The following is a 25,341-nucleotide window of genomic DNA, read 5'->3' on the forward strand; positions in this document are numbered from 1 at the left end:
CACTATCGGTTCAAGCAGTTCCTGAAGTTTCAAGCCAAGAAGAAAAACGTGGTTGTCGTGGAAGTATCGGAAGCGTACACCAGCAAAACCTGTACCAAGTGCGGGCACATCCACACCAAGTTGGGTGGCGCAAAGGTGTTTAGATGCCCAAAGTGCAACCATAGGCTACCACGAGATTGGCAAGGCGCTCTGGGCGTTATGCTCAGGGCTTTGCGGGATACCGCCATCCTGTTCAGCAGTGGGCAGGATGCTATCGCTGCACCGTTGAGCGATAATACTCAGCAGTGTTCAGCGTAAATGTATCAGCACAATCAAGTGTCGATGGGGAAGGATAGCTCTGATAGGTTTCTTGGCAGCATTCCTCGCTCCTGCCCCTGCCATCTCTTTGCTTGCCTTCCCACCTCCTCCTGAGAAGACCTCGGCCCCAAACACCGCTTCCGAGTTCAACTGGCAGGGATCCCTCAAGTTGCTGCGGGGGGATCCCGTAGCTGCCCTGGCGGATCTGGATCGGGCGGTGCAGTTGGATCCCAGCTATGCTCCGGCCTATGTGAACCGCAGCTACGTCTACAACCAGTTGCGCCAGCCGGAAGAAGCTCTGGCCGATGCGGAGCGGGCCATTCAGTTGGATCCGCGAATTCCAGAAGCCTACTTCAGCCGCGGCGTGGCCCACCTGCAACTGGGGGATCGAGAAGCCGCCATGGCCGACTTTCGCCAGGCCTTGGCTCTCTTTTCCAAGAGTGGCAACTTTGCCAACCAGGCCATCCTGCAGCAACTGCTGCGCCAGTTGGGGGTGGATTAGCCTTGAGTCTTTAGAGACTTGCGTTCTCCCAACCACTCTGATAAGGAAACTTCCTGAGCTTGCAGCCCAAAGACCTGACAAAAGGACTTCACCACCACCGGGGCCACTGCCGCCATCGTTACTCGGGGACAAAACTGAACCAGGGATCCCACCGGGCGATCAGGGATCCCACAGGGCACGATGGCCTCGAAGGCAGCTAGATCCGGGCAGACGTTGAGGGCAAAGCCGTGGTAGGTCACCCAGCGGGAGACCTTGATGCCGATGGCCGCCACCTTGTGGCCTTGCACCCAAACCCCTGTTAGGCCAGGGATCCGCTCCCCCTGCAGGCCGAAGTGGGCCACAGTCTGGATGAGCACCTCTTCTAGGTGGCGCAGGTAGCGATGCAGATCCGGCTGGCCGTGGGAGCCGTAGACAGTCCTATGGCGCTTTAGGTTGAGCAGGGCATAACCCACCCACTGGCCCGGCCCGTGGTAGGTCACTTCGCCGCCCCGCTCCACCCGCAGGATCTCCGGCCCCTCAGTAACAGGGGACTCTGGCTGAGTGTCTGGAGATCCTATCTGTCCAGCCAGGCTTTTGAGAAACTTGGGATCGGCCCCCGCCCCCAGGGTGTAGACCGGCGGGTGGGTGAGCAACAAAAGCCCATCTGGCACCTGGGGATCGCGGATCATCTGGGCCAACCTGACTTGCTGCCAAGCCCACGCCCTGCGGTAGGGCACCTCTCCCGCCTGGTGAACTTGGAGAACCGGCCCCGCCTCAAGCTCCTGCCAAAACGCCCTCAAGGTCTATCTGCCCTTAGCTGACCGGCAGGCCGATCTGCGCCCGCAACCGCTCCACCAGGGCGCGAGGCTGCAACAGCCCCTCGATGCGGTCAACCGGCTTCCCGTCTTTGAACAGGATGAGAGTCGGCACAGCGTAGATCCCCCAGCGGGCAGCAATGTTGGGGTATTTATCTATATCCACCTTCACGAAGGAAATAGCATCCCCCACCTGCGGCTTCACCTGCTCCAACACCTGAGCCATCACCTGACAGGGACCACACCAGGTAGCGTAAAAGTCCACCAGAATGGGAGTTTTGGATCCCTGGATCATGTCGTCAAAGCTCTTGAACTGCTGTTTTTGGGCCATGGGCAACCTCCAAAGGATGCGGCAGAAAACTTAGGGTGCAATCTATTTTTAGTCTAACTGTTTGAGATGAAGGTGTAGATAGGGATCCTGCTACAGGGTGCTGGCGGTTTCCCGGTAGGATGGCTAGGGCTGGGGAGCGTACCTGTAGTCTAGGGTGCAGGCCTGAAGGAAGGGGCAGACTTGAGCAGGGTTTAAGGAGTGGGATCCCAATGGCAACCATTCGGATGGTGAGCCGAGGTGTGGTGGCTGGCGTATTGGCTGGCATGGTCTTGAGCCTCTGGGGGATCGGGCGCTGGCTTTGGGATCCCTCGGCCTGGATCCAGGTGGTGGCCGGGCTGCTCCTAAGTGTGGCGACGTTGCTGTACTGGCTGAAGACCCGCCCCGCCGACTGTCTGCTGGTGGAGCCCCAGAGCTGGCGCCTCAGCCGCCTCAGCCCTCATCGCTGGCTTATCCAGGCCGAGTTTGTGGCCCGCAACCTCAACCCCCTTTTTGAGGTCACCTTGGCCCAGGTGCAGCCGCGGCTGCATCTGCTCAGCGCCGGCTCCCTCGAAGGGATCCAAAGTAGGATCCGCCTGCGCTCCCGCCATCCGGATCTGCCCCCCCGCCCAGACAACTACTGGCAGGCCTACATCATCTCCCCCCAAAGCCAGACCGGCTTAGAAGTCGAGATCGAGCTAGAGGGGGAAGGGCTGGCAGATTTGCGCTCGGCCTGGCTGGAGTTGGACTACATCCAGTACGGGCGGCAACGGCGCACCCTGAAGACCAGCCACCTGATCCTGCCCTTGCAGGAAGTGGAGCCCTTGCCGGAGCTGGCCTGGCAGCAGCAGGGGCTGGTGAGTTGGGCTCCTGTTCCCACCCATCTGCTTACCCCCAGCGACGACCTAGCCGAGGTGCTGCGGCACTACGTAGGCCCCCATATCCAGCCCGGCGATATTGTGGCCATCTCGGAAAGCGCGGCGGCCATCGTCCAGGGCAACTTTCGCCATCCCCTGCAGGTGCAGCCCGGCTGGCTGGCCCGCACCCTCTGCTACTTCTTCCCTTCCAAAACCAGTCTCTCAAGCTGCTATGGGATGCAGACGTTGATCGACTGTTCGGGGGCCTGGCGGGTGTTGGGGGCTTTTGTCGTCGGATCCCTGGCCAAATTGCTGGGGATCCGCGGAGCCTTCTACGCCCTGGCGGGGGAGCAGGCGGCCTTGATCGACGATGTCACCGGCACTTTGCCCCCCTACGACCAGTTCATCGTCTTGGGGCCGCGGGATCCAGCCAAGCTGGTGGCCGAGCTCCATGCCCAGACCGGCTACGAGGTGGCCATTGTCGATGCCAACGATCTAGGCGAAGTAAGCGTTCTGGCAACCAGCCCTGGCGTGGAGGAGGAGCTGGTGGAGCAGGCGCTGCGCAAGAACCCAGCCGGCAATGCGGCAGAGCAAACGCCGATTGTGCTCATCCGGAAGCGGCTGCCGGCATAGAGTTCGTCTGAGACTTGAGAACCTGCATCGCCTGGTGGGTCGACAAGAAGAAGCGCTCGGCGCCCACTTTCTCCACAAACCCAGCCCTTTTGAGGCGATCCATCACCGGCCCCTTCACCTCGGCCAGGGCAAAGCCCACCCCCATTTGCTGCAGACGTTCTACCAACTGGGCCAGGGCCTCCAAAGCGCTGCCGTCGACGAAGTTAATGGCGCTGGCCACCAGCAGCACCTGTTCCACTGCTGGCCGCGCTGCTACCTCCTGCAGGATGGACTCCTGCAGGTAGGCCGCGTTGGCAAAAAACAGGCTTTCATCCACCCGCACCGCCAAGATGCGCGGATCGGTAATCACCTCATGGCGCAGCACGTTGCGGTAGTGCTCGGTGCCCGGCACCTGGCCAACAATGGCGATGTGGGGACGGCTGGCCCGCCAAAGAAAGAGCAGGATGGAAACCAGCACCCCCAGCCCAATCCCCGGCTCCACCCCGATCCCCAGCACGCTGGCAAAGGTGACCAGCCAAACCAAGGCATCGCCGCGGTCGTAGCGCCAGCTCTGCAGCAAGGGGTGAAAATCCACCAGTCCCAGCACTGCCACCAGCACAATAGCTGCTAGGGTCGTCTGGGGCAGGAAGGTAAACAGGGGCATCAGCCAGCTCACTGCCAGGGCTATCAGGGATCCCGTGACCACCGAGGCCAGGCCGCTGTTGGCCCCGGCCTGAGCGTTAACCACCGAGCGGCTGATCCCACCGGTTACCGGGTAGCCACCACTCACGGCTGCCGCCAGGTTGGCCACCCCCAGGGCCACTAGATCCTGGTTGGGATCCACTTTCTGGCGCCGCTGGCTGGCCAGCGACTGCCCCACCGCATAGCTTTCCGTAAAGCCCACCAAGCTGATGGCCAAAGCTGTGGGCAGCAAAGCTCTCCACTCTGCCCAGCTCAGCCAAGGGAAGGTCAGGGGGGGCAAACCCGCCGGAATGGATCCCACCACCGCCACCCCCGCTCTCTCTGAGAGGTTCAACCCCCACACCAGCAGCGTGGTCAGGAAGACGGCTCCCAGCGGCGCGCCCTTGGTGAGAAGTAGGCCCCAGAGGGGTGGGATCCCCCAGCGGCGCAGTTGAGCGGGGAGCTTCTGCTGGGCGTACACCAAGAGGGTGATGGCCAACAGCCCCAGCCCCAGGGTGGCCCAGTTGACTCCCTCCAAGCTCTGCCAGAGCCGTTGCAGCAGCAGCCAGAAGGACTCGGTGTTGGCGATCTTCACCCCCAGCAGATGGCGGAGCTGGCTGAAGGCGATGATCAAGGCTGCCGCGCTGCCGAAGGCCGTTACCACTGAGTGGCTCAAGAAATTGGCCAGAAACCCCAAGCGCAGCAGACCTACCCCTACTTGGATCAAGCCCGCTTCCAGGGCCAAGCCCAGCGCCAGCCGGCCATACTCCGGGCTGCTCGGCTCAGCCAGCGGCTCCAAGCCCGCGGCCACCAGCAGGGAGATGATGGCCACCGGCCCCACCGACAAAGCCCGGCTGGATCCCAGAAAGCCGTAGGCGATCACCGGCAGGATGCTGGCGTAGAGGCCCGCCTGGGGAGGCAGCCCGGCCAGCAGCGCGTAGGCCATGCTCTGGGGCACTAGGAGAAGGGCTGTAACCAGTCCGGCAATGAGATCCCCCGGCAGATCCTCTCGCCGATAGCGAAGCCACCACAAGGAATCCTTGGCAAAGGGCAGGTAGCGCGCCCAGATCCCCTGCTTTGTAGAAGAGGCGGACGGGATCTCGCTGCTCATAGCGTCTGACCTTGGTTCCAGGGCATGCGGGCCAACAGCAGCGCCAGGCCGCAGGTGTTGGTGATCCCGGCAAACACCAGCCCGGCTCCCACAAAGCCGCTCAGCAGCAGCCAGGCCGGATGGACAAAAGCTCCCAGCAGGGTGCCGGCCACCACCAGGGATCCCGCCGCAATTTGAACCTGCCGCATCAGCGAGATGGGGGCGTTGCGGGTGCGGGTGGTGGGCAGCTTGGCGGCCTTCCAGGCTTCGATCCCGCCCTTTAGGCTCATCGCTTCCGGCCAGCCGTACTCCAGCAACTGACAGCCGGCGCGGATGGAGCGGCTGCCCATGCGGCACTGCAACACCACCGGTTTTTCCGGCGTCGAGGCGGGCACCTTGGCCGGATCAAAGCTAGACAGAGGCATGTTGATCGCCCCTGGGATCCGCTCATCGGCATATTCTCCCGGCTCCCGCACGTCGATGAGCTGTACCCGCCCTTGATCCAGCCACTGCTTTAAGGTCAGGGCGTCGATCTCCTTGAGACGGGGATCCCGTTCCTGCTGAGCGGAAGGCGTAGGATTTTGTCGGGCTACAGTCATTGGTTTCCTCCTCGGGTAACTAACCTTCTTCCTCAAGCAACCTGCTGGGCTCGCCGGGGTAAAACTGGCTATCCAGGATTTGCTCGGGAGCGTAAGGACACGTCTTGGGAAAAGTCTTTCTGGGCAGCTTGGTCTCTTCCAGGGCTAGCTGCAGCGCCCTCAAGTAAGACTTGGAGATGGCCTCCGGCAAATAGGGCCTCAAGCTGGGGTTTTCTTCCAATAGATCCAGAACTTCCTGTCGCTGCACCTGTAGGGTAAGAAGCCAGCTTACAGATCTAGCCTGCGGCTGATACTCCCATTTCAGAAGGTGCCCCACCAAAACCCCTAGCCGGTTGCGCAGCTCTTGCCGCTGTTGCCTGCCCAACGATTCCATCTCCTCAATCAAATGGGGCAGGTCTAGCTTCTCCCAAGCCCGCTCCCGCAGAAATTGAGCTTGTTGCTGAGTCCAAGCATAGAAATCCTTCTCATAGAGACTTTCTGGATCCACTCTCAACCCTCCCATTTCTGACCCGCCGGCTCAGAGAAGTCTAGCTAGCCCCGCAGGCTTTACAGCCAGGCTCTCCCACCCAAGAGGGTTTGCCCCACTAAACCGCGGCTGCCACTTGGCCGCACTGCTCGTTGGCGGGCACCGCCTCCTGAATCTTCTTGGGCTGAGGTAGGTTGAGGCTGTTCATCAGGGCGATGAAGCTCTCCCGCGAACGCAGCTTGCCCGTCTGTAGATCCACAAAGCGGGGGTTCCAGCGCTTCTCTTCGCCAATAGTGGAGACGGTGTGCCCCCGGTAGTCATGGCCGGGATAGACCAACGTCTCGTCCGGCAGGGTAAACAGGTGCTGGGTAACATGGTCATACATCAGGCCGGGATCCCCACTTTGGAAATCCGTGCGCCCACAGCCGCGAATGAGCAGGGCATCGCCGGTAAGAACGCGATCCCCATTGACGCGATAGGTCATGTGGCTGTCGGTGTGGCCCAGGGTGGCGATGGCCTCGATGACAATGGATCCCACCTGCAGCGTTTCCCCATGGCCGATAAAGCGATCCGCACATTGCGCCTTGGCCTGAACCGGCACCACCCCTTGGCAGCCGGTCAGCTCGCGCAGCTTGCCAGTGCCGGTGATGTGATCGGCGTGGACGTGGGTTTCCAAGCAGTACTTCAAGGTCAGACCCAGCTCTCGAATTAACTTCAAGTCCCGCTCCACCTGCTCCAAAACGGGATCCACCAGAGCTGCCTCGCGGGTGTCTGGGTCTGCGATTAAATAGGTGTAGGTGCTCGTCTCGGTGTCGAACAGTTGGCGAAATAGCATGCTGCCCTCCTGTCTGTTGGCAAAACCCGAACGCGATCCAATTCGGGCCTCTAGATCTACTGTATAACTATTTAGTGTTAAAATCAAGCCAGCGCATCCCTCAAGACAGGCTATGGATTGGGACGAGCTCGTGAAAGGTGGCAAAGACGAGTGCCAGTTGACTCTGACGCCGGAAGTGCTGACCAGCGTAGCGGAGTACTTCAAGGTTTTGGCGGAGCCCAGCCGGCTGCAGATCCTGTGTCAGTTGCGCTCGGGACCCAAGAACGTCACCCAGATCTTAGAGGCCACCGGCATGGGCCAGGCCAACGTTTCCAAACATCTCAAGATCTTGGCGCAGGCAGGGATCGTCAGCCGCGAGCCCAGGGGCGTGAGCGTCTACTACCAAATTGCCGATCCCATCTGCTTTGAGCTGTGCGAGGTGGTGTGCAGGCAGTTGATCGAGCGGCTCAAGCAGCAAGCCCGGCAATTGCAGCCGCTGGCAGCCCTTCACTCCGGCAGGCTGAGCCGGGAAGGCTCCTGAGGGCGGGGGCGGCGCAGCATCAGGGGAAGGCTCAGCAGCCCAAACAGGGCCACCACCGCAGCCATGATCCAGACGAGAAAACGGCTGGGGCGAAAGTTGCCCGCCTCGATTCGCCGCATCACCTGGTTGTAGCGCCAGGTTGAAAGGCCAATTGTCAGGATCCCAAAGATCACCAACAGGAGGCCCAGGTTCTGGGTACTCAAGAGGCCGTGGCTCGGGGAGGGCTGCTCGGGGGAGCTGGAAGCTTCGATCTGCTGCAGAAAGAGGCTGAAGCGGGTGAGGGCAAAACCAAAGGCAATGAGAGCCACAGAGGTGCGCAGCCAAGCCAGAAAGGTGCGCTCGTTGGCCTGGTGTTCCCGTTGGCGATCCGGGGGCAGGTTCATGGGCTGAAGGGATCCCTCAGGGGCTAATTTTAAGGCAGCGGGGATCGGGCAAGCTGGCCTTTTCCGGCTGGCGGGGGAAATAAAAGGCGGTACGCCGGCAGATCTCCACCAACATCAACATCACCGGCACCTCGATCAACACCCCTACGACGGTGGCCAGGGCGGCCCCTGAGTTCAAGCCAAACAGCACCACCGCCGTTGCAATGGCCACCTCAAAGTGGTTGCTGGCGCCGATTAAAGCTGCCGGAGCCGCATCCTCATAGCACAAGCCCAGTTTCTGGGCTGCCACATAGGTGATGCCGAAAATGAGGTTGGTTTGAACGAAAAGAGGCACTGCGATCAACAAAATGTGGAAGGGATTTTCCACAATGAGATCCCCTTTAAAAGCAAAAAGAAGCACCAACGTCACCAGCAAGGCGGCGATGGCAATGGGGTTGAGGTAGCGCAAAAAAGCTTTTTCAAACCATTCCCGGCCCTTGGTTTTGAGAATCCAATAGCGGGAGGCTGCTCCTGCAACTAACGGTAGGCCCACATAGACGGCCACCGACAGCAAAATGGTTTGCCAGGGCACCGTTAAATCGCTCATGGCCAGCAGCCAGCGGCCCAGCGGTGCGTAGAGGAAGAGCATGGTTAAAGAGTTCACCGCCACCATCACCAGGGTGTGGCCCTGGTTGCCATAGCTGAGATAGCCCCACATCAGCACCATGGCTGTACAAGGAGCAATGCCCAACAAAATGGCCCCGGCAATGTAGGAGCTGCTGAGGCTAATCTCTGTGCCGCGGATGATTTCCGTGCCGGTTATCCAAGGGGCAAACAGCCACCCCAAAAAAAACTGGGCGATCACCACCATGGTAAAGGGCTTCACCAGCCAGTTCACGGCCAGGGTCAACAGCACTGGCTTGGGAGATTTCAAAGCATAGGCTGCCTGGCCGAAGTCAATTTTCACCATGATGGGATACATCATGAAAAACAGGCAGACGGCAATGGGAAGGGAGACCTGATAGAGGCTCAAGGCATCCAAAGCCTCGGCCACGCCCGGAAACCATCGCCCCAGGAGGATCCCGGCAACAATACACAGGGCCACCCAAAGGGTGAGATAGCGCTCAAAAAAGCTCAGGGAGCCGCCGCTGGGGAGAGCTTTGGGGTCAGATGCGGTTAGGGCCATGATCAAAAGCCGCGTTCCTGTGTGCTCTGTCAGGATACATCAAAACAACTTGTTTGGTATGCCCCCAACTTACCCAGAGGCGGGATCCCTCCGGAGAAAGGTAGTGGCAGCGGCGTAAAATGGAGCTGGCAAGCGGAGGAGAAGCAAAAAGTGATCAAACCCCACTCTGCCCATCTGTTGACCCCCGACTTCCGCCTCAGCTTGGCAGTGCTGGCTTTGGCGGTGCCGCTGTTGTGGCTCTCGTTTTGGCTAGGGTTGGGAGTGGGGTTGTTTGGCCTGTTTTTGCTGGTACAGACCTGTCTGATCGGGCTGGCCTTTACCCGCACGGCGCTGCAGGTCTACAGCGGCTCCCGGCGCATCCGCGAGTTCCCCTACAGCGAGTGGCAGGACTGGCAGATCTTCTGGCGGCCGGTGCCGATTTTGTTTTTCTTCCGAGAAAGCCGGAGCATTCACTTTTTGCCGATGCTCTTCAACCCGGTCGAGCTGCGCATCTGCCTGGAGGAGCGGCTAGGCCACCTGCACGCCCGACGGCAGGGATCCCCTTTCCACCCATCAGGCCGATGAGCGGTTCCGGGGGCTGGGTTTGGCAAGAGGCAGGGAGATGGCGTTGGCTGCAGTGTCAACTGCTGGCGGGGTGGCCCCATGCTTTTGGCTGTCGTCAAGCTTCCCCCTATCAACCAGCCGATATGGCCGACCAGTTGCAACTCCTCCCAGAACGAGCTGCGTGGGGCCACCAGGTGCATGGCTGTCGCTGGACGTGGGCGGATGCAGTTGTCTTCTCCCAGGGGAGGGCTTCAGGTTCTCACGTCGGGGAAGGGAGTTTCGCCCGTCCCGAAGCAGATGCCGTGATCGCCCGTCGCCCAGGGGACTCGGCCTGGGTTTGCACTGCCGACTGTGTGCCCATTTTGGTGGCCAGCCCCCACTGGGTGGCCGCAGTTCACGCCGGCTGGAGGGGGACGGCTGCCGGTATCCTGACTAAGGTGCTGCAGGCCTTTCTCCAGGGGGGGATCCCTGCCAGCCAAATCCGCATTGCCCTGGGGCCGGCCATCTCCGGGCCAGCCTACCAGGTTTCTCAGGAAGTGGCCGAGCAGGTGCTGCAGTCGCTGCCTTCAGGGGTAGACCCACAACCTGCCCTCTGGCCAGATCCTCTGCCGGGTAAGGTGCGCCTGGATCTGCGCTGGATCAACCGCGCCCAGGCCGAAGCTCAGGGGATCCCGCCGGAGCACATCGCCATCAGTCCTCATTGCACCTTTGGCCAGCCTCAGGATTTCTTTTCCTATCGCCGCGAGGGGGCCTTAGAGGATGACCAGGGCCGTCGTTGCGTGCAGTGGTCGGCGATTGGCCTGCCAAAGGCGGCTTTTGACAAATCCTAGCTGCCAAAAATAGCAGCTATAATTGCCCTCAAAACTCAACCCTATCTCGCGGGGGAGGGATCCCATGCTTTGCCGGCTTGCCCTTCGGGGGTTGGTTTGGGTGGCTTTGTCTTTCCCTTTTGCCTTTGTCGGAGAAGCCCCTGCCCAGACCTCTCTGACGGGCATCAACCGCGACAACGTACTGCAACTGAACATCGGGCCCGGACGCCGCCTGGCTCCAGGGCCCGCAAAGGGTTCCGGCTCCGAGCAAGGCCAGGATCCCACCGTTCCCTCGGCGCTGATGTGGGCAGAGTGGCATATCCGCGCCAATGTTTGTACCGGCAACCTATCTGCCGAAGAATTGGCGGAGCTGTTTCCCTTGGTCAACCAAGAGTTAGTAGATGCCGTTTGTCAAGGGGGAAGTTAGCCGGCTTGCCCAGGCAAGCGGTAAGGTGAAAAGAAAGCTCTCAGGTTGCTGCTGCATGGATTTTGAGAAGCTCTTGGAGGAATGGGTGGCAGCCTTCACCCAGGCGGCGGAAGAAAGCCTCACCGCTTTGGAAGCCGCCCTGACGGAGTTGGCGGAACACCTGGCCGCGCCTCTCCAAGAAACCCTTCGGCAGTGGGAAGCCTTCTGGAGCCTGGAGGAGGAGCCGCAGCCCGGTTCAGAGCTCGATGAGGAAACGTTCAACCCTGCTGGGGGGGAGTCCTTCAGCACCAGCCGTTTCTTCGTCAGCCCACTGGGGTTCGGGGGTGTAGTTGTTTATACTTATGTCGCTTCGCCGCCTGGCTGGATTGGGGATCCCACCTGTCGCTACAATGCCCTTTCCCCGGAGTTGCGCTGTGCCGTCAACCCCTATGGCCCCTGTGAAGGCTGCTCCCACTATGAGCCGCGAGAGCGGAGCCCTTCGCGTTAGCCGGCCTGAGGGCTTTCGCCATGCAGGGTAGCCGCCTCATTGTTGCTCTAGATACCGCTTCTTGGGAGCAGGCCCTGAAGTGGGTGGATCGCCTGCCCCAGGTGCTGTGGTGGAAGGTGGGCCTGGAGCTGTTTACGGCTGTTGGCCCTCAGATTTTGCAGGCCCTTAAGGAACGGGGCAAGCGCATTTTTCTCGATTTAAAGCTGCACGACATTCCCCACACAGTGGGGCGGGCCGCTCAGGTGGCCGTTGGTTATGGGGTGGATCTGCTCACCGTTCATGCCGCTGGCGGCAGTGCCATGTTGCGGGCAGCAGTGGCCGCCACCCAGGGCAGTTCTTGCCGGCTGTTGGCAGTTACTCTTCTCACCAGCCTTGGCCCCGACCAGGTGCGGCAGGAGTTGGGCGTTGAACGAGATCCCGGCGACTATGTGTTGCAGTTGGCGCGGCTAGCTCTGGATCAAGGCGTGAGCGGGCTGGTCTGCTCCCCCCAGGAAGTGGGACGGCTACGGCAGGCTTTGGGGCCGGAGGTGCTGCTGGTAACCCCAGGGATCCGCCTTGGGGATCCAGAAGCGGAGGACGACCAGCGGCGGGTCTGCACCCCCGCGGCAGCGCTGCGGGCGGGGGCCGATTATTTGGTGGTGGGCCGCCCCATCACGGCGGCTGCGGATCCCGTTTCGGCCTGGCAACGCTTTCAAGCTGTAGAGGAAGCGATCGGCTGAGGATTGGGGCAATGCCGTTCCTAGGCTGGTGTAGCCGGCGAAGAAGACAAGCGGGCGGGTATCTTTTCCCCCACCCCGCCCGAGGGGGGTGGCGGATAGGTTTGTCGGCGGCTTTGGGGTTGTGCTGCCTTACTGCCACAGCAGCCAGAGGAGAAGTTTGTGCTGCCGATCCGCAAACCTGGGCTGAAGCCCTGACAGAGCAGTTGCCCTTGTTTCTCAATTTGGCCTTGAGCCGCGCCCGCTCAGACTTTCAGGTGGTGTTGGTGGGCCGGCCAGAGGCCGAACTCCTCTCTGCCGAGGAGCTGGCCCAGCTTCTGCCGGATAGCCCAGCCGCCTCGGCTTCCCAAGGCTTTCGCTTGTATTTCACCACGCTGGAGCGCCGCTTGGTTCTGCCCCAGCAGCCCGAGCGGGAGGATAACCCCCTAGCCGGTCGGCGCAGCGAAACCCTGCAACTGGCTTATGAAGCTTATGTGCTGCGGGCTACACCTGGGGATCCCTGGCAACTGGTGCGCCTGCAGGTTACCGGCGCCGGTGTTCCTGTCCGCGACGTCACCGAAGGACTGACCGCCCAAGCCATTCGTCGCTGGCAGGAGGCTGGGTGTCCCTTGACGGGCGATCTAGAGTTGACTAGGCCTACCCTATGAAGTTTCCCCCCGCCATGCCTCCTCAGGGCAAACGGCTGTCTCGTCCCTCTTTTCCTCAACTGAGCCTGTCCAGGGCGGACAAACGTCGGCACCACCGCCCAGACGGGCTCAGTTGGGTGAGCCACTGGCTGCTGTGGGGAGGGATGGGGTTGCTGCTGGGTCAGCGGCTCCGCTTTGTGGGGCAACCGGCTCAGATGCTGTGGTGGCGCGCTGTGCCCATCAGTGGCCCTGAGGGATCCCTGCCCCCTGTCCAAGCGGAACTGCCTCTCTACCATTCAATTGCAAACGGGCTACTGCCCTGGCTGGCTGAGGGAACCGGGATCCCCCCCGAAGGGATCCTGCGAGCTGTCTCGGCCCTGGCCTGCCTGGTAATCCTGCTGTTGTGCTGGAGCTGGGGCAATTTCTGGAGCGCTGGCCTGTGGGGACTCAGCCCCTGGGTGCTGACCCAGGGTTTGGAGCCGGGCAACGAGATCTTGGCCAGCCTGGTCTTGTTGGTCAGCAGCGGTGTTGGACCGGGATCCCGCCTGCGCTGGGGGGGTTTGGCGCTGGCCTGTGCCTTGAGCTACAAAGTTTGGCTCTTGGCCCTGCTCTGGGGGGCGCTATGGACTAGCCAACACTGGCCGCGGCAGCGGTTGCAAGGGCTACTCTGGCTGCTGCTGGTGATTGGCCTCTCCTGGTTGCTGCGGGTCGAGCTGCCCGCCGATCCCTTCACCGGGACAGAGCGCTTTCCTACGGCGACGGTGTCCTATTCGCTCACCAGCCAAAGCGGCCTGGCTGTTCTGGCCACCTTGATGTTGCCCTTGGGGCTGGCCTTGGTGCGGCTGGGTTGGCCCTGGGCGGAACGCCAACAAACCCTGCTCAGCTTGGCTGGTTTGGGCCATGTCCTGTGGATGGGGGTGCTAGCAGCTTGGCTTTGGGATCCCCAGATGAACCTGTTGCAGCAAAGCGCCCGTTGGGGCCTGGTGGCCCTGCCCTTTTTGTGCCTGAGTGCCGGTGGCGTCTTGGCGGAGATCCCCTGCCGGGGCTGGCGACAGTTTTTGGGATCCCTGCTCTTAGCCAGCTCGTTCTTGTTATCGTGGCAAGCGTTGGCCTGAGTTCTTCTCCTGCCTTGAAGATTCGGATGCGGCCCCTCTTAGAGACCCTGTTCGCCCGGCGGGCCCAGGCGGTGATCCCGCCTCCTGTTGGCGCGGAGATCGCTGGGGCGGTGCCGGTAGTAACCAGTTTTACCTTTGGCCTGGCGGATCCGCGGTTGTTTCCCAAGGCCGACCTGGCGCGGGCGACAGCGGAGGTGTTGGCGGAAGATGGGGATGCTGCCCTCAATTACGGCGGCACCTTTGCCGGGTTGATCGAGGTGGTGCAGCAGTTGATGCGGGCCAGAGGGGTGGAGGCGCAGCCGGAAAACCTCTTGATCGGCTATGGCTCTGGGCAGATCCTTGGCCTCTTGCCCCAGGTCTTTGTGGAGCCGGGGGATGTGGTGATCGTGGAGGGGCCCACCTTCATGGGGGCGGTCAGCCGTTTTGCGGCGGCAGGGGCGCGTCTGATCTCGATCCCGGTGGATGGGGAGGGCATGGTGGTGGATCGCCTGGAAGAGGTGTTGCGCGAGCTAGCCCGCCAAGGGATCCCACCCCGCTTTATCTACACCATTCCCACCTTTCACAACCCTAGGGGCTGCACCCTCTCTTGGCCGCGGCGGCAGAAGCTGCTGCAGTTGGCGGCTGAATACGGCGTGGTGGTGGTGGAGGACGAGGCCTACTACGACCTGCGCTTTGTCGGGGATCCCTTGCCCAGTTTGGCCGCGCTGGATAAAGAGGGCTGGGTTCTGCACGTGGGCACCTTTTCCAAGATTGTGGCGCCGGGGGTGCGGGTGGGCTGGGCCTGTGGCCATCCCGAGATCATCCGCCGCTTGGAGATGTTTCGCAGCGAGGGATCCCTGGGGCCTTTTTTGGGCCGGGTGGTGGCCCGATACTGCGGGGAAGGCCGCCTAGAGAGCCACATTCAGCTTTTGATCCGCCGTTACCGAGAAAAGTGCCACCTGATGTTGGAGGCCATCGCTCAATGTTTTCCCCCTGAAGTCAAGGTGGAGGCCCCTGGGGGTGGATTCTTTATCTGGTGCGAGCTGCCCCCTCCCCTGAGTGCCAACACCTTGCTGTAGGCCACCCGAGCGCTGGGGGTAACTTTCTTGCCGGGTACCCACTGCTTTGCTGATGGCCAAGGGGATCACGCCCTGCGCCTCGCCTTCAGCTACCAACCGGAAGAGCGCATCCTCAGCGGCATCCAGATCCTCGGAGAGCAACTGTACAAACTCATGGGCCAACGATCAATATAGGAAAAAGAATCTGCTAGGGCAGCCACAAAGCGGCTCTTAACCTTCGGGGATTAGTAGGTTGGTCGCTCCAAATTGCGTTGAAACCGTTTGCCTTGATCCCCAGCTCCTTTTGTCCTTCGGGAGAGAAGTTGGGGGTGAGGGGAAAGTAAGAGGAATCGAGACAAGCTATTTCGCTGCTCTTCGGAGCAGCCATATTTGAATGGATGCAGCAGCGCTGCAAGCTCTTTGCTGTGCCGGCAGAGGAACTCTTAAAAACCTGCCACTTGCCGTCTGGGACGTCGCCCCAGCACGTTGAGGATGAAAACTCCCGCCACACCCAAACAGAGGAGCAGCGCCACCGGATTATGCACTATCGATGAGACTAAAATAGTCGTCCCTGTTAAAACCAAGGCTATGAAAAAGGTGACCACTCTCGTCATAGATCGCCCCAGGCCGCTTAGAAAAGGAAAGATGCTGAGCATCGTATGAAGGGGGACGAAGAAAGAGTCGGCCCCGATCCACATCATCAAGAATCCCACAAAGCGCAGGATCCAAGTCAGGGCATTGTGTTCGGCAGCAAGACGCTCAATGGCTGCAAATCGATCGCTGGCAAATAGCCGATAAAATCGAATGCTGCGCGGCCCCAGGTAGCTCTCTAGGCTGTTAGGGGTGGCCAAACGACCAAAGACAGTTACTTGAGTTCCGCTGTACAAGGCAGTGTACGAAGTTCGCATATCGCCAATTTGTGGATTGGCCAGGGTTCCCCGCCCCTTGAAAACATAAGAGCCTTCCACCCTAGCTGGGATCCCCCGGATCAACGTTTGGGGCTCCAGAGGAACAGCGTAGGGAGTTTCGATCTGCAAATCTTGCATTCCAATTCGGTAATTCCCAATTTGAGCCTGGCTGACTCGAAAGAGTTGGCTGGAAAAAGCCATCGGTGGGTTGACGTGCTCACTGCTGCGATAAAACCGGCTTGAATCTTCGGGGTTTTCCGTCCAGACTTTGGTGTAAGTATAGATTGTCTCTCTGACTTCCGATCCGCCAAACTCCTCTTGAGTGCGAGTTTCTTTTTCCTCTTCCCAAGCATACATTTCCGCCTTGCGCCTGACGGCAATATACGGCCCTGGCCGCAGGAAGAGATTATCGCCCAAAAGCTCATTGCTGGTAATTGGGCCTGTGAGCGATACTAAGCTTCCAAGAGGCGCAGAGGGCGAGCCCAATGGACTGATTTCAATGGCCCCAGTTGCCACTTGGGCAAGGTTGACCCGCCCCTCATTCCAAAACAAAAGCCAGAACGATCCCAAAACAATTCAACAAACACTGATACAAAAGAACTGGCCAGCCGCGAGCCAAACCCAACCCGCTCTACCTGTCTATAACGCTCAGCCATAGCCCTGTCCCCAGCGATGGCTTCAGTCTAGCACAGCCCCTTCTATTTATCCATGAAATCTAGCCGTTTTATAGAATTATAGAATTCAGAGCAAGTTTTTAACTTTTCCAAACTTATGTCTATTCCAGAAGTAGATTGCACCTCGTACAGGTTATGAGAACCCTATTTTTCAGCTAAGAATTGATTAAGCAATGTCCCCCCTTACAGCCTTGACCAGGCGCCGGAAAAACTGCCCCACGCCCTTCACCAGATGGGGTGCCGATTCTGGGCGAGGCGGGATCCCTGCCATTAGGGTGTAGTAGTCATCCAAAAGGTCGTGCTCTTCCGGAGAAACGGCGTTGTCGGCCATCATCAGGTTGCCGATTGCCCCCAGAAGTTGTAGGCGCTCGGTTTCGGTGGCCTGGGCGAGATAATCGGCCATCCAGCGCTCCGTTTGCGCCATCGGAATGGGCTCTTGGATCAGCTCTCGCAGCTCGGCATCGTGCTCCAAACCATAGCGGCGCAGCAGGGATCTCAGATAGGCCAACTCCTGCGGCTCTAGGTGCCCATCGGCCCAGGCGGAGCCGGCCACAATTTTGAGGATGAGCCGATGTTGGGTTGTCGGGTTCATGGCGGGATCCCTTGTCGCTAGAGGTGCCGCTGGCGGTCGGGGTTCTGGGGCCCTGAGCGAGCTGGGAAGGGGCTGGCCAGGGGCAGTCTCACTCGGCGAGGCCGCAGGCGCGTTTTAACCAGGCGGCATCTTGTTCTGACAAGGTGGCGTGGTGAATGGCGTAGACCTGGCGGTGATACTCCTCAAGCCAAGCCCGCTGTGCCTCGTCCAAGAGATCCCAATCGATCAGCCGCCTATCGAAAGGGATCCAAGTCAGGGAGCGAAAGCCCATCCAGCCCTCTGGCTCCGGAATTGCAATCACTTCGTAGAGGTTCTCTAGGCGAATTCCACCCCAGCCCGGCTGGTAGTAGCCCGGCTCGATACTGGTGATCATGCCTACCTTGAGGGGGGTGCTGGCGCGGCGGTGGATCCCGTTGGGCCCCTCGTGGACGTTCAAAAAGGCGCCGACACCGTGGCCGGTACCGTGGCCGTAGTCCAGCCCCGCTTGCCAAAGGCTGGAACGGGCAATGCCATCCAAGGAGACGCCGTAGGTATCGGGGGGGAAGATCTGACGGGCGCAGTGAATGTGGGCTTTGAGCACCTCGGTGTAGCGCCGCCGGCACAGGGGATCCGCCGGTTGCGGGCCAATCCAGAGGGTGCGGGTAGCGTCGGTCGTGCCCCCCAGGTAGTGGGATCCGGAATCCAACAGAAACAACTCGCCTGTCTGCAAGAACTTCTGGGGATCGGGGGTGCCGTAGTGGACGATGGAGCTGTTGGCGCCGGCCCCGGCAATGGTGTTGAAGCTCAGGCCCACCCAATCCCCTTCCTCGCGGTAGTGGGCCTCCATAACAGCGGCCACATCGGCTTCGCTGATGGGGATCCCTGCTTGGATTTGCCGGTCAATCCAGGCCAGGGTGCGGATCTTGGCCCGGCTGGCTTTGCGGTTGGCCAGGCGCATCTGCTCCAGCTCGGTGGGGTTTTTGACCGCCTTGAGGAGATCCACGGGGTGATCCAACTCGCGACAGGTTGCCCCCCGCAGCAGCTCTTGCGTGCCCTGGGTAGTCTGCTTGGGATCTACTCCCACTGGCCCGTAGCGCTCGGCCCACTGGGGCAGTTGTTCCCGGTAGGCCTCGTAGGGCCAGAGCTCTACCCCTGCCTCAGCCAGCACTTGCTTTGCGGAGGGAGTGAGGCGCTCCAGATCAGTAAACAGGGCAACCCTCTCCAGGGCAACTAGCGCATAGGCGCGGAAGACCGGGTTGTAGGGAATGTCGGAGCCGCGCAGGTTAAACAGCCAAGCTACCTGATCCAGTTTGGTTAGGGGCAACAGTCCCACCCGCTTGCGGCGCATCTCCTGGCGCACCTGGGCCAGCTTGTCGCTGGGGGGGGCTCCGCAGAGCTGGGCAGGGACAGGGTAGATGGGTTGCTCCAAGAGGGCTTGGCTAGATTCCTTGGCCAGCTTGTCCAGTGGGTTTTCGCTAACCGGCACCAGCAGCACTCCTCCGGCTTGGGCGTGGGCTTGCAACTGGCGGTAGGTGGCCACCGACACCGTAAAAGGATCCACCCCCAGGCGAAAGCCGGATCCCAGCTCTTCCACGATCTCCATCAGGCTGGGCTGATCCGGCAGGCCGCCTTTGATCACCGTAAACAGGTTGGGATCCACCTCCCGCTCCGCCTGCTCGTGGTAGCGGGGATCCACCCACAGCCAGGCGCGGTCTTGGCTGATTAGGGCATCGCCCACCGAGCCGGTAAAGCCCGTGATCCACTGCCGCCGCTTGCGATATTCCAGCAAATACTCATTGAGGTGCTCATCAGCCGAGGGCACCCAAAAGCCATCGAGATTTTGTTCCTGCAAAAGCTGGCGCAACTGCTGCAAACGAGTGGCAATATCCAGGCGGGGCAGGGTTTGGAGCATGGTGGGGATGAGAGGGAGATCTGGGCCGATGACCTTAGAGACCAATATAGTTCTCTTTACCTTGGGAAAGCAGATGGGAAGAGAGGAACCGGCTACCTAGGCCGCTGGTCAACTGCGAAGCAGTAGCCAAGGGCTTCTGCGTTATTGCTAGGCGACGCGGTTGCGAACGCACCGCTCTAACTCCCCTCTCCCTCTGGGAGAGGGGCTGGGGGTGAGGGCTGAGATTCGGGAAAGCCGGCCTCTCGCCAAGCGCGGATCCCGCCGTCCATGGAGATCACGCGGCGGTAGCCCATCTTTTGCAGGTTATCGGCTGCCAGCGCCGAACGAAAGCCGCCGCCACAATAGAGGACAATCTCGGCTTCTTTGTCTGGGATCACCTTCTCGATGTCCCGCTCGATAATGCCTTTGCTGAGGTGAATGGCGCCGACGATGTGGCCGGCCTGCCACTCCGACTCTTCCCGCACGTCGACCAAATAAAAGGGATCCCCTTGCAGTTGTTTCTGCCTGACTTGCTCGACTGTCAGCTCTTGGATGCGGCTTTTGGCCTCGTTGACCAAAGCTAAGAAAGCAGGGGAGTGGTGGGACGCCATGCACACCTCGCCGAGAACCCAGCTCCCAGGATAAACCCAGGCCCACTCCAGTGAGGCAACGCCAAACCTCAAAACCTCGATCCTCAGCAAGCTAAACTAAAGAAAGGCAGATTTGCCGCCGGAGGCCCCCAGTTTGAGCTTCCAATCCACCCTTTCCCAACTGCTTGGGTTCCTTGCTCTGACTTTGAGCTGGGGGATCCCTTTGCCCAGCAAGGCAGCGGCCCAGGCTGCCCCCTTGCCTCTGGAAAGCGGGATCCAAAAACAGGTCTCCGCCCCGGCACCGGCTCCCTTGGTGAAGTGGCTGCAAGAGCAAATAGAGGCCGCCAACCGGCGGGATCTGGAGGAGGTGATGGCCGGCTATAGCCCCGACTTCCGCCACCGCGACGGCCTGGATCGGCAGGGGGTGGAAAGGGCCATTCGCAAGCTGTGGGAGGCCCATCCCCAGCTGACCTACGCAGCGGAAATTCTCTCTTGGCGGCGGCTAGGCCCTGAGATCGTGGCCGAGATCGCCAGCCAAGTGCAGGGATCCCAATCTTCAGCGCGGGGGGAGTTTCAGGTGCAGGCCTCTGCCCTGGTGCGCAACCGCTACCGCCCGAATGCGGCCAAGCCGGAGCAACTGCTGTTGGTGGAGCAGGAAGTGCTGCGGGAGGCCAGCACCCTCACCTCCGGCTCGGCGCCCCCCACCGTCACCTTCAGGTTGCCGGAGGTGGTCAAGCCGGGATCCCCCTACTCGCTGCAGGCCATTGTGGCCGAGCCCCTCGCCCAATCTTTGCTGTTGGGCGCCGTCGAGGAGCAGCCCGTGGCTGCGGCCGGCTACTTAGATCTAACTTCGTTTGCCCTTGAACCTCTGCAGGCGGGCGGGCTCTTCCTGCAGGCAGATGCGCCGCCAGAAGCTGGCGCCCGCTGGCTCTCGGTGATGCTAGTCAACCAGAGTGGCCTTGTTGTCGAAAGCCGGCGCCTCGTCATTCAACCCTGAGGGATCGACAGCCCTTAAGGACTCTTGACCTGGGTAGTTGTTGAGATCTTTTGGGCGAAGCTGAGATTTGAGAGGTCTGGAAGCCCTCGGAAGATTTCTGCTTGACTCCAAGCCCCGGCGGTCGTCGAAAACTTGCAGAAAAACTATCCGCTCTCCCCCACCACCCAGGCAAAACAGGCGGTCCAGGAGAGAGCGGTCTAGCGGGCCTTCAACTGGAACCTGACTGCCGGGAGGAACTCCAAGCGAGCCAGAACGCGAAGACTCCTCAGCAAGCTAAGGATCTGAGTTCAGGCCGTTAGAGAACAGCCCCGGCGCACAGCCGGCTGAACCCAACTTGACGACCCTTACAACAACTACTATCTGGCATCCGCTGGAACCTCCCTTACTCAACGACATCCTGAGGCTAGCACAAATCTTTACCAAGGTGGCGGGCCGGATCCCTTCCCCTCAGGCCAAGGAGACTGAGAACGAGGCAACGGCGTAGGATAGAAGGACGCCCTTTAGCCTGCTCAAGTTGCCGTGGACTACAAAAGTACCCTCAACCTGCCGCAAACCCAGTTTCCCATGCGGGCGGAGGCTGCCAAGAGGGAGCCCGCCATCCAAGCCTTTTGGCAGGAAGAGCAAATCTATCAGCGTCTGTCGGAGAACAATCCTGGGGATCCCTTTGTGCTGCACGATGGGCCGCCCTATGCCAATGGCGACATCCACATGGGCACCACCCTCAACAAGATCCTCAAGGACATCATCAACAAGTACCACCTCCTGCAGGGGCGCAAGGTGCGCTATGTGCCCGGCTGGGATTGCCACGGTCTGCCCATCGAGCTGAAGGTGTTGCAAAGCCTCTCCCCCCAGGAGCGGCAGAGCCTCACCCCCCTACAACTGCGGCAAAAGGCCAGAGAGTACGCCTTGCACTACGTCAACGTGCAGCGGGCCAGTTTTCAGCGGCTGGGGGTATGGGGAGATTGGGATCGGCCCTACCTGACCCTATCGCCGGAGTACGAGGCGGCCCAGATCGAGGTGTTTGGCCAGATGGCCCTTAAAGGCTACATCTACCGCGGCCTCAAGCCCGTCCACTGGAGCCCCAGCTCCCAGACAGCCCTGGCGGAAGCGGAGCTGGAATATCCCGACAACCACATCTCCCCCAGCATCTACGTAGCTTTTCCTCTGCAGAGCCTCAGCCCGGCGGCGCAGCCGATTTTGGAGCCCTTCTTGCCAGGCCTGCGGGCGGCCATCTGGACGACTACCCCGTGGACGATCCCGGCCAACTTGGCTCTCTGTTTCAATCCCAAGCTTACCTATGCGGTGGTGGAGTCTCCCCGCTTCGGCCTACTACTGATTGCCGCCGATTTGCGGCAGCGGCTGGAGAAAGTCCTGGAGACCCCCTTAGAGGTCAAGGCCACCCTGCCGGGATCCGCCCTGGAGTACTGCCAGGGACGCCACCCCCTCTTCGACCGCAGCAGCCTCTGTGTGCTGGGGGACTATGTTACCACCGAGTCCGGCACCGGCATTGTCCACACGGCGCCGGGGCATGGGGAAGAGGACTTCAAGACCGGCCAAAAATACGGCCTGCCCATCCTCAGCCCTGTGGATGAGCAGGGGAGATTCACCGCCGAGGCCGGATCCCAGTTTGTCGGGCTAGATGTGCTCTCCAAAGAACCAGAAACCAGTGGCAACCTAGCTGTCATTAAGGCTTTGCGGGCTGTCGGCGCCCTGCTCAAGGAAGAACCCTACAACCACAAATACCCCTACGACTGGCGCACCAAAGAACCAACCATCTTCCGGGCCACCGAGCAGTGGTTTGCCTCTGTAGCCGGCTTCCGGGAGCTGGCCCTGCAGGCCATCAAAACCGTGAAGTGGATCCCGCCGGAAGGGGAAAACCGCATCACCGCCATGGTCAAGGAGCGCTCCGACTGGTGCATCTCCCGCCAGCGGGCCTGGGGCGTGCCCATCCCCGTCTTTTACGACGAGGAGACCGGCGAGGTGCTGCTCACAGCCGAAACTATCGACCACATCAAGGCCATCTTCGCCCAAGAGGGATCCGACGCCTGGTGGAAGCGCCCGGTGGAAGAGCTGCTGCCGGAGCAGTACCGCCGCCATGGCCGCACCTACCGCAAGGGCACAGACACCATGGATGTCTGGTTTGACTCCGGCTCCTCCTGGGCGGCGGTGGCCCGGGCACGCGGGTTGGGCTACCCCGTGGATCTCTACCTGGAGGGTTCCGACCAGCACCGGGGTTGGTTCCAGTCCAGCTTGCTGACTTCCGTGGCCGTCAACGGCCAGGCCCCTTACAAGGCGGTGCTCACCCACGGCTTTGTGCTGGACGAAAAGGGCCAGAAGATGAGCAAGTCCCTGGGCAACGTCATCGATCCCCTGCTGCTCATCAACGGCGGCAGCAATCCGCAGACGGATCCCGCCTACGGGGCCGATGTGCTGCGGCTGTGGGTCTCCAGCGTCGACTACTCCGGCGATGTGCCGATAGGCAAGACCATTCTGGGGCAGATGGCGGATGTCTACCGCAAGATCCGCAACACGGCCCGCTTTTTGCTGAGCAACCTCTACGACTTCAACCCGGCGCAGGATGCTGTTCCTTTTGAAGCGTTGACGGAGTTGGATCGCTACATCCTGCACCGCCTGCAGGAGGTGGGAGCGGAGATCACCGAATCGTTTGAAAACTACCAGTTCTACCGCTTTTTCCAAGCGGTTCAAAACTTCTGTGTGGTGGATCTCTCCAATTTCTACTTGGATATCGGCAAGGATCGCCTCTACATCAGCCACGCCCGCAGCCTGCGGCGGCGGCAGTGCCAGACGGTGCTGTCGCTGGTGCTGGAGAACTTGGCCAAGGCCATTGCCCCCGTGCTCTCCCACCTAGCCGAAGAGATCTGGAGCTACCTGCCCTACCCCAAGCCCACCCGCTCGGTGTTCGAAGGGGGCTGGATGCGGCTGCCGGAGCAGTGGCGGGATCCCCAGTTGGCCGCCACCTGGGAAAAGCTGCGGGCGGTGCGGCAGGAGGTGAACAAGGCCCTGGAGCAGGCCCGCACCGACAAGGTCATCGGCGCTTCCACCGAGGCCAAACTCATCCTCAAGGTGGCGGATCCCCACCTACATGCCCTGCTGGAGGAGCGGGCAGCCGAGCTGCGCTACCTGTTTATCACTTCCCAAGTCGAGTTGGTCAAGGCCGGCCCTGGAGAGGAGGATCTACAGGTTGCCGTTCAGCCAGCGGAGGGGAAAAAATGCGTGCGCTGCTGGAACTATTCCACCCGGGTGGGCGAGTTTGCCGAACACCCAGAGCTGTGCGAGCGCTGTGTGGCAGCCCTGGCCGGCGAATTTTGAACGTCGGATGGATTGTCGGAATTGTTGGCCTAGGTTGGGTTGGCCTGCAGGATCCCGGCGTCGGCCTCCTCCCGCTCCAGGTTGCGGAAGAGGGGCGTGCTCAGGTAGCGCTCGCCAAAGCTGGGCTGGATCATCACGATCAGCTTGCCGGCGTTTTCCGGTCGCCGCCCCACCTGGATAGCGGCAGCCAGGGCTGCCCCGGTGGAGATGCCGGAGAGGATCCCTTCTTCTTTGGCCAGGCGGCGGCTGTAGACCATGCTCTCCTCGTCATCTACCGCAATTACCTCGTCCAGCAGGTCGCGCCGCAACACCTCCGGCACAAACCCCGCCCCGATGCCCTCGATGCGGTGAAAACCGGGCCGCCCTCCACTTAAAACAGCACTGGCCTTGGGCTCGACGGCCACCAGTCGAATGGAGGGTTTTTGGCTTTTGAGGAAGCCGCCTGCCCCTGTGATGGTGCCGCCGGTACCCACCCCCGCCACCAAGATGTCCACCTGGCCATCGGTATCCTCCCAGATCTCCGGGCCAGTGGTGCGGGCGTGGATTTGAGGGTTGGCCGGATTGGTGAATTGGCCCAGCATATAGGCATTGGGGGTGCGGCGCACGATCTCTTCGGCCTTCCAGATGGCCTCCCCCATGCCGCCGGCGCTGCTGGCCAGGTGCACCTCTGCTCCGTAAGCCTTCAGCAGCCGCCGCCGCTCCAGGCTCATGCTCTCAGGCATAACGATGATCAGCCGGTAACCCTTGGCAGCAGCAGCCATGGCCAGGCCAATGCCGGTATTGCCAGAGGTGGGCTCCACCAAGATGGTCTTGCCGGGGGTGATCAAGCCAGCTCGTTCGGCAGCCTCGATCATGCTCACGGCAATGCGATCTTTCACCGAGGCGGCAGGGTTAAAGCTCTCCAATTTCACGACGATCTCAGCCAGACACCCTTCGGATTGAGGGATCCGGTTTAGCCGCACAAGAGGGGTACGACCGATGAGCTGAGTGATGTTGGCGGCAATTTTCATGGTTCACAAAAAGGCAGAAACCGATCGCGACAGCAGGCCGTCGGCCTCAAGTCCAGAGCAGCCGAGGGCCTTGTGCGATGCTAACCCCTGCATGAGCTCCTTGGTGCTCCCTCTCAGGATCTCACTGCCCTTGGACCAGGGGATCCCGATGTTTTCCGAAGTTCCGCAGGGGATGGCAACAAAACCCGCCCAGAAAATGATTTAGCTGAAGGGGGTTCGGGGGTAGATCAGCCCCGCACTGTACTGTCGAGAGGCAGTCAGTGCCAGATACCCCCGTCGCAGACTCGCAACAATAAAATGGATCTAGTTGTAGAAAACGGCGTTGCCGGAACCTGGTGCAACTACGCGGTAGGGCATTCCATGTCTGCATCCCTAACGGCACGGCAAAGCCGAACGCAGAGGGTTCTTGCAGAAGCTCCCCGACGAAGCGAGAAGCCCGCACTCTATACGTCAGCATGAGTGCGGGAGTATGTCACAGTGAGATTACACCGGAAGGACAAGT

At 60.8% G+C, this 25,341-nt stretch carries 28 protein-coding genes; 15 read left to right on the forward strand and 13 right to left on the reverse strand.

Annotated features, from left to right (window positions below; all coding sequences use genetic code 11):
* On the forward strand, positions 1-297 hold a 297-nt coding region (locus SYN65AY6A5_RS02920; RefSeq protein ID WP_143597130.1), incomplete at its 5' end, for a zinc ribbon domain-containing protein.
* 52 nt (positions 298-349) lie between these two features.
* The gene (locus tag SYN65AY6A5_RS02925; RefSeq protein ID WP_168174234.1) at positions 350-799 is read left to right on the forward strand and encodes a tetratricopeptide repeat protein; all 450 of its coding nucleotides are present in this window, start codon (positions 350-352) and stop codon (positions 797-799) included.
* On the opposite strand, the gene lipB is transcribed toward SYN65AY6A5_RS02925, so the two are convergent.
* Positions 796-1,578 carry a lipoyl(octanoyl) transferase LipB gene (lipB, locus tag SYN65AY6A5_RS02930; protein WP_099813144.1) on the reverse strand — a complete coding sequence of 261 codons (783 nt, stop codon included), beginning with the start codon at positions 1,576-1,578 and terminating at the stop codon, positions 796-798. The two genes, SYN65AY6A5_RS02925 and lipB, sit on opposite strands and share 4 nt — an antisense overlap.
* Positions 1,579-1,591: 13 nt before the next feature.
* A complete protein-coding gene (trxA, locus tag SYN65AY6A5_RS02935) occupies positions 1,592-1,924 on the reverse strand; it encodes a thioredoxin (RefSeq protein WP_011430556.1) in 333 nt (110 codons plus the stop codon).
* 209 nt (positions 1,925-2,133) lie between these two features.
* Between trxA and SYN65AY6A5_RS02940 the strand changes: the two genes are divergently transcribed.
* A complete protein-coding gene (locus SYN65AY6A5_RS02940) occupies positions 2,134-3,390 on the forward strand; it encodes a coenzyme F420-0:L-glutamate ligase (protein WP_240527862.1) in 1,257 nt (418 codons plus the stop codon).
* On the opposite strand, the gene sulP is transcribed toward SYN65AY6A5_RS02940, so the two are convergent.
* From sulP to SYN65AY6A5_RS02960, 4 genes are all read right to left on the reverse strand, one after another.
* The gene (sulP, locus tag SYN65AY6A5_RS02945; protein WP_099883886.1) at positions 3,365-5,161 is read right to left on the reverse strand and encodes a sulfate permease; all 1,797 of its coding nucleotides are present in this window, start codon (positions 5,159-5,161) and stop codon (positions 3,365-3,367) included. The genes SYN65AY6A5_RS02940 and sulP overlap by 26 nt on opposite strands.
* A complete protein-coding gene (locus tag SYN65AY6A5_RS02950; protein ID WP_099813146.1) occupies positions 5,158-5,739 on the reverse strand; it encodes a rhodanese-like domain-containing protein in 582 nt (193 codons plus the stop codon). Before SYN65AY6A5_RS02950 ends, sulP begins: the two co-directional genes overlap by 4 nt.
* 19 nt (positions 5,740-5,758) lie before the next feature.
* Positions 5,759-6,226 carry a DUF29 domain-containing protein gene (locus SYN65AY6A5_RS02955; protein ID WP_099883888.1) on the reverse strand — a complete coding sequence of 156 codons (468 nt, stop codon included), beginning with the start codon at positions 6,224-6,226 and terminating at the stop codon, positions 5,759-5,761.
* A gap of 97 nt (positions 6,227-6,323) precedes the next feature.
* Positions 6,324-7,040, reverse strand: a complete 717-nt coding sequence (locus SYN65AY6A5_RS02960) for an MBL fold metallo-hydrolase (protein WP_011430551.1) — start codon at positions 7,038-7,040, stop codon at positions 6,324-6,326.
* A gap of 112 nt (positions 7,041-7,152) precedes the next feature.
* Between SYN65AY6A5_RS02960 and SYN65AY6A5_RS02965 the strand changes: the two genes are divergently transcribed.
* The gene (locus SYN65AY6A5_RS02965) at positions 7,153-7,560 is read left to right on the forward strand and encodes a metalloregulator ArsR/SmtB family transcription factor (protein WP_206336922.1); all 408 of its coding nucleotides are present in this window, start codon (positions 7,153-7,155) and stop codon (positions 7,558-7,560) included.
* On the opposite strand, the gene SYN65AY6A5_RS02970 is transcribed toward SYN65AY6A5_RS02965, so the two are convergent.
* Both SYN65AY6A5_RS02970 and arsB read right to left on the reverse strand, forming a co-directional pair.
* Complete coding sequence (locus SYN65AY6A5_RS02970; protein WP_099813149.1) at positions 7,527-7,943, reverse strand: DUF202 domain-containing protein; 417 nt, start codon at positions 7,941-7,943, stop codon at positions 7,527-7,529. The genes SYN65AY6A5_RS02965 and SYN65AY6A5_RS02970 overlap by 34 nt on opposite strands.
* 16 nt (positions 7,944-7,959) lie before the next feature.
* Positions 7,960-9,108: an ACR3 family arsenite efflux transporter gene (gene arsB / locus SYN65AY6A5_RS02975; protein WP_099813388.1), complete on the reverse strand. Its 1,149-nt coding sequence runs from the start codon at positions 9,106-9,108 to the stop codon at positions 7,960-7,962.
* Positions 9,109-9,258: 150 nt separating this feature from the next.
* Between arsB and SYN65AY6A5_RS02980 the strand changes: the two genes are divergently transcribed.
* The 9 genes from SYN65AY6A5_RS02980 (at position 9,259) to SYN65AY6A5_RS14105 (ending at position 15,063) form a co-directional block, all read left to right on the forward strand.
* A complete protein-coding gene (locus tag SYN65AY6A5_RS02980; RefSeq protein WP_011430547.1) occupies positions 9,259-9,672 on the forward strand; it encodes a DUF3119 family protein in 414 nt (137 codons plus the stop codon).
* Entirely contained in the window at positions 9,669-10,481 is an 813-nt protein-coding gene (gene pgeF / locus SYN65AY6A5_RS02985) for a peptidoglycan editing factor PgeF (RefSeq protein WP_011430546.1), read from the forward strand. Before SYN65AY6A5_RS02980 ends, pgeF begins: the two co-directional genes overlap by 4 nt.
* A 64-nt stretch (positions 10,482-10,545) precedes the next feature.
* Positions 10,546-10,887, forward strand: a complete 342-nt coding sequence (locus tag SYN65AY6A5_RS02990) for a hypothetical protein (RefSeq protein ID WP_011430545.1) — start codon at positions 10,546-10,548, stop codon at positions 10,885-10,887.
* A 55-nt stretch (positions 10,888-10,942) separates the two neighbouring features.
* The gene (locus SYN65AY6A5_RS02995; protein WP_041438398.1) at positions 10,943-11,374 is read left to right on the forward strand and encodes a DUF6464 family protein; all 432 of its coding nucleotides are present in this window, start codon (positions 10,943-10,945) and stop codon (positions 11,372-11,374) included.
* Positions 11,375-11,394: 20 nt separating this feature from the next.
* Entirely contained in the window at positions 11,395-12,093 is a 699-nt protein-coding gene (pyrF, locus tag SYN65AY6A5_RS03000) for an orotidine-5'-phosphate decarboxylase (protein WP_011430543.1), read from the forward strand.
* A gap of 101 nt (positions 12,094-12,194) precedes the next feature.
* Entirely contained in the window at positions 12,195-12,737 is a 543-nt protein-coding gene (locus tag SYN65AY6A5_RS03005) for a hypothetical protein (protein ID WP_187147154.1), read from the forward strand.
* Positions 12,734-13,831: a hypothetical protein gene (locus tag SYN65AY6A5_RS03010; RefSeq protein ID WP_228375226.1), complete on the forward strand. Its 1,098-nt coding sequence runs from the start codon at positions 12,734-12,736 to the stop codon at positions 13,829-13,831. Before SYN65AY6A5_RS03005 ends, SYN65AY6A5_RS03010 begins: the two co-directional genes overlap by 4 nt.
* Before the next feature lie 26 nt (positions 13,832-13,857).
* Positions 13,858-14,889, forward strand: a complete 1,032-nt coding sequence (locus SYN65AY6A5_RS03015; RefSeq protein WP_206336846.1) for a PLP-dependent aminotransferase family protein — start codon at positions 13,858-13,860, stop codon at positions 14,887-14,889.
* Between the two features lie 27 nt (positions 14,890-14,916).
* Complete coding sequence (locus SYN65AY6A5_RS14105) at positions 14,917-15,063, forward strand: hypothetical protein (RefSeq protein WP_206336951.1); 147 nt, start codon at positions 14,917-14,919, stop codon at positions 15,061-15,063.
* A 248-nt stretch (positions 15,064-15,311) separates the two neighbouring features.
* Here SYN65AY6A5_RS14105 and SYN65AY6A5_RS03020 read toward each other — a convergent pair whose 3' ends face one another.
* From SYN65AY6A5_RS03020 to SYN65AY6A5_RS03035, 4 genes are all read right to left on the reverse strand, one after another.
* Positions 15,312-16,346 carry a TMEM43 family protein gene (locus SYN65AY6A5_RS03020; RefSeq protein WP_143597105.1) on the reverse strand — a complete coding sequence of 345 codons (1,035 nt, stop codon included), beginning with the start codon at positions 16,344-16,346 and terminating at the stop codon, positions 15,312-15,314.
* 270 nt (positions 16,347-16,616) lie between these two features.
* The gene (locus tag SYN65AY6A5_RS03025; protein WP_011430539.1) at positions 16,617-17,042 is read right to left on the reverse strand and encodes a TerB family tellurite resistance protein; all 426 of its coding nucleotides are present in this window, start codon (positions 17,040-17,042) and stop codon (positions 16,617-16,619) included.
* A gap of 88 nt (positions 17,043-17,130) precedes the next feature.
* Positions 17,131-18,978: an aminopeptidase P family protein gene (locus SYN65AY6A5_RS03030; RefSeq protein ID WP_240527865.1), complete on the reverse strand. Its 1,848-nt coding sequence runs from the start codon at positions 18,976-18,978 to the stop codon at positions 17,131-17,133.
* Positions 18,979-19,109: 131 nt separating this feature from the next.
* The gene (locus SYN65AY6A5_RS03035; protein WP_099813392.1) at positions 19,110-19,523 is read right to left on the reverse strand and encodes a rhodanese-like domain-containing protein; all 414 of its coding nucleotides are present in this window, start codon (positions 19,521-19,523) and stop codon (positions 19,110-19,112) included.
* 133 nt (positions 19,524-19,656) lie between these two features.
* Between SYN65AY6A5_RS03035 and SYN65AY6A5_RS03040 the strand changes: the two genes are divergently transcribed.
* Complete coding sequence (locus tag SYN65AY6A5_RS03040) at positions 19,657-20,499, forward strand: nuclear transport factor 2 family protein (RefSeq protein WP_240527920.1); 843 nt, start codon at positions 19,657-19,659, stop codon at positions 20,497-20,499.
* Positions 20,500-21,063: 564 nt separating this feature from the next.
* Complete coding sequence (gene ileS / locus SYN65AY6A5_RS03045) at positions 21,064-23,829, forward strand: isoleucine--tRNA ligase (RefSeq protein ID WP_049749824.1); 2,766 nt, start codon at positions 21,064-21,066, stop codon at positions 23,827-23,829.
* Positions 23,830-23,858: 29 nt separating this feature from the next.
* Here ileS and cysK read toward each other — a convergent pair whose 3' ends face one another.
* The gene (gene cysK, locus SYN65AY6A5_RS03050; protein WP_011430534.1) at positions 23,859-24,839 is read right to left on the reverse strand and encodes a cysteine synthase A; all 981 of its coding nucleotides are present in this window, start codon (positions 24,837-24,839) and stop codon (positions 23,859-23,861) included.
* Positions 24,840-25,341: the final 502 nt, after the last annotated feature.

The organism is Synechococcus sp. 65AY6A5, assembly GCF_002760415.1.
In the GTDB taxonomy this organism is placed as follows: domain Bacteria; phylum Cyanobacteriota; class Cyanobacteriia; order Thermostichales; family Thermostichaceae; genus Thermostichus.